Source organism: uncultured Campylobacter sp., assembly GCF_938040115.1.
GTDB lineage: Bacteria > Campylobacterota > Campylobacteria > Campylobacterales > Campylobacteraceae > Campylobacter_A.
Window position 1 is genome coordinate 1 of the sequence record NZ_CALHXD010000133.1, and the last position, 3,582, is coordinate 3,582.

Genomic DNA, 3,582 nt, shown 5'->3' on the forward strand with positions numbered 1-3,582 from the left:
GGGTGAGGGAGCTTACGACCTATAAATACGTCGTCCGCGGAGGCGGGCAAATTCGCTAGCAGCTTGTCTTTTTCTAAAAGGCTTGCCTCGCGAGCGCTTTTGAGAAAGATTTGAAATTTTAAGTCTGTGACAAACCGCCTTTGCTTCTCTTGCGCTCGCAACTGCAAGCAGAAGTAAATTTCGCCAAAGCTCGGTTGCGATTATTTATACGCGCCGTCGCTCGGCTAATTTTTGCCTCGCCTAAATCTCGCGATAATTTGCCTTTAAATTTTGCATTCAAATTTTAATCAAATTGCATCGCAGGTTAAATTTAGACTTAATTTTAAATTTTTATTTGCGATGGTTTATTTTTAAATTTCGCGGCCCGCAATCATAAATACGCCGCCGTTTAAAGCTCGATTCCGCCACGTTTTCAATCAAAATTTAACTACGTTTTTATATAATTTCCCAGAAAATAAAAACTTTTTTTCAAGGCTCAAAAATGCAAGAAAATATAACCGATGAGGGCAGAAAGCAGATCATCGAAAAGGCTAAAGCCGAAGGAATGAGTGCGGCGGCATTTATGCTCTTTACGATGCTACTACCTTATGCCTCGGACTTTTTTCCGCAGTTACAAAATAAAAGCGGCGGCCCGACGACGGCGCTAGTCGTAATTACGCTTATGTATTTTTACAGAGCGCTTAAAAAGCTCCAGCCCCTGTGCAGAGCACGTCTCATCCTGTTTTTTACGCTTTATTGGACGAGCAGCATAGCGGTTGCGATATTTTTCGTGCTAGCGACAGTTTACGAAGCGGAACAATACATGTTTATTTTGTTTGTTATCGGCTTATTCGTTTCGTTGGTCTTTTGTATGGTCTGCTGGATGATTTTAAATTTTAAGCTTGCTAAAATCACGCAAAAACCGCTTTTTAAAATTTACGCTCTGTGTTTCGTCGCCTCTGTAATTTCTAGCATAGCAATAGTGGCATTGGGGGCTACAAAACACGACGCGATCTACTATGTCGATACCGCATTCAGCGTGATAACCGGAGCGCTTCTGATCGTCGCGTGGCATAGCATAGATAAAATAGAGGAGCTGTAAATTTACATATCTGCTACGATTTTTAAAATTTAGCGCAAGGAGCGAAATTTGAAAAATTCTACTGCAAGCGTGCAAAAAATCCGCTGCGACTGGGCGGAAAAAAGCGAGCTGGAGCGCGTATATCACGACAAGGAGTGGGGCAAGCTCGTAAAGGACGATGCGAAATTTTTTGAGCTCATCGTGCTTGAGGGCTTTCAGGCTGGCATCTCGTGGCATGCCGTGCTGCTTAAACGCGAGGCGATGCGAGCGGCGTTTGACGGATTTGACGCGCATAAAATTTCGCTCTACGGCGAGGAGCAGACGGCAAAATTTATGCAAAATCCAGCACTCATCAGAAACTGCCTAAAGCTAAACTCGCTTGCCGCAAATGCCCGCGCATTTCTCGTCGTCGTAAGCGAGTTTGGCAGCTTTTACGACTATCTTTGGGGCTATCTGCTGCCTAAATTTGATCCCAAATTTGACGGCAAACCCATCGTAAATCACTACGAAAGCCTAAAGCAGATCCCAGCTACCACGCCGCTTGCAGAGTTTATCGCAAAAGATATGAAAAAGCGCGGGTTTAAATTTCTGGGACCTACGAGCGTCTATGCGTTTTTGCAAAGCGCGGGCGTAGTGGACGATCATCTGGACGCCTGCTTTTGCAAAGGAGGCAAGTGATGCTCGCGCAAAAGCGAGTTTTTAGCTACATCGAGGATAAATTCGGCGCGCAGGGCGAGCGGGTGTTTGACAAACACCCGGAATTTGCCGTATTTCGCCACGCAAAAAATCAAAAATGGTTCGCCGTTTTTATGCGCGTGGACGGCGGCAAACTGGGGCTTAAAAGCGCAGAGGAGCTAGAGATACTAAATCTAAAATGCAAGCCCGATCTGGCGGCGATTTTGCGCGACGGGGAGCAAATTTTGCCCGCCTATCATATGAATAAAAAGCACTGGATCAGCGTAAATTTAAGCTCTAAAATCGCACCCGAGCAGGTGGAGGATTTGATCGACCTTAGCTTTGAGCTAACGCGCTAAAACGCTCGTAGTAAACGGCTATTTCAATGCTAAATTTGACGACTATAAAGCATACTAAGCGCTAATTGGCGGATGCGTAAAATCTCCTAATTTTACCGACGATTCTCTAGCCTACTTTACGTGCGCCTCTTTACGCTTGCGGCCTTATGTAAAGCCTGCTAAAATCCGCATAAATTTCATCTTTTCAGCATCTCAAAATTTCATTTTCGCTAAAATCGGGCTAATAAATTTAAGTAAAAATCGTGCGAACTTTGAGCATGGTCGGCGGCGCCTAATAGCGCAGAGCGGTATCGCGGCGAACGACGCAAAGAGTCTTGAAATTTCGCAAAATAGTGCAAAATGAATTTAGCGGCTAATATGCGAAAGGGGTTTATTTGCGCAAGACGGCCGGATAAATAACAAGCGGGCGAGTAAATACGAAAAATAACGAACGCCACAATAGAGCAAATGGCTACGACGTTGATTGCTTCATGGGCGACGTAAATATAAATACTTTAAGAATTTACAAGGAAAACGAGTGGAAAATTTAAAACAAGGAAATTTTAACCAAGCAAGCGGGCTTCACCGTACGGTAGAAGCGGGCTCAAATTCGGGTCGCGAAAATTTAGCGCAGTCAAATTTAAACGCACAAGCGACCCACGCCGACGAAAGAGAGCGCGCAAAGGAGCAAAACTTCGAGCGTAAAAAGGTCCATTTTATCGGTATCGGCGGCATCGGCATCTCGGCGATCGCGCGCTTTTTGCACGAAAAGGGTTTCATAATCAGCGGTAGCGACATCAAGGAAAGCCCGACTACGCGCGAGCTAGCTGCGCAGAGCATCGACGTCATCACGCCGCATAGCAAAGCTGCGATCAAGGATCAGGACTTCGTCATCTACTCGGCCGCGATAAAACCCGATAACATCGAGCTTGTCGAAGCGCGCAGCAAAGGATTGCACTGCCTATCGCGCAAAGAGGCGCTGCCGATGGTGCTTGAGGGCAAGCGCGTGTTTTCGGTAGCGGGCGCGCACGGCAAAAGCACGACCTCGGCGATGCTCTCTAGCCTCGTGGAGGGCTCGGTCATCATCGGCGCGATCGCTAAGCAGTTTGGCTCAAATATGAAATACGAGCCCTGCGACAACGTTATTTTCGAAGCCGACGAGAGCGATAGTAGTTTTCTCAACTCAAACCCGTATCTAGCCGTAGTGACCAACGCCGAGCCCGAGCATATGGAGCACTACGGCTATGATTTGGAGAAATTTCACGCGGCGTATCGAGGCTTTTTGGAGCGAGCCAAGGTGCGCGTGATAAACGCCGAGGACGAGTTTTTGGGCACGCTAAAGCTCGACGCCGTACGCCTTTATCCGAGCACCGATATCACCGAGCTTAGTATGATCGTGCGCGATTTTGTGCCTTATACTGCGTTTAATCTTAAAAATTTAGGCAAATTTGAGGTGCTGGGTATGGGCGAGCATATCGCCGTGGACGCGTCGCTTGCGATCTTAGCCGC

At 46.8% G+C, this 3,582-nt stretch carries 4 protein-coding genes; all 4 read left to right on the forward strand.

The window, feature by feature from the left end; translation table 11 throughout:
• Positions 1–481: 481 nt before the first annotated feature.
• Positions 482–1,081: a hypothetical protein gene (locus tag Q0314_RS05025; RefSeq protein WP_298057211.1), complete on the forward strand. Its 600-nt coding sequence runs from the start codon at positions 482–484 to the stop codon at positions 1,079–1,081.
• 48 nt (positions 1,082–1,129) lie between these two features.
• A complete protein-coding gene (locus tag Q0314_RS05030; RefSeq protein WP_298057214.1) occupies positions 1,130–1,738 on the forward strand; it encodes a DNA-3-methyladenine glycosylase I in 609 nt (202 codons plus the stop codon).
• Positions 1,738–2,094 carry an MmcQ/YjbR family DNA-binding protein gene (locus tag Q0314_RS05035; protein ID WP_298057217.1) on the forward strand — a complete coding sequence of 119 codons (357 nt, stop codon included), beginning with the start codon at positions 1,738–1,740 and terminating at the stop codon, positions 2,092–2,094. Before Q0314_RS05030 ends, Q0314_RS05035 begins: the two co-directional genes overlap by 1 nt.
• A gap of 697 nt (positions 2,095–2,791) precedes the next feature.
• A partial coding sequence (locus Q0314_RS05040; RefSeq protein ID WP_298057219.1) for a Mur ligase domain-containing protein occupies positions 2,792–3,582 on the forward strand: 791 nt, incomplete at its 3' end.

Bases quoted from the DNA above. Each gene is read 5' to 3' on its own strand.
- Q0314_RS05025 (WP_298057211.1), top strand. From the start codon at position 482: ATGCAAGAAAATATAACCGATGAGGGCAGAAAGCAGATCATCGAAAAG.
- Q0314_RS05035 (WP_298057217.1), top strand. From the start codon at position 1,738: ATGCTCGCGCAAAAGCGAGTTTTTAGCTACATCGAGGATAAATTCGGC.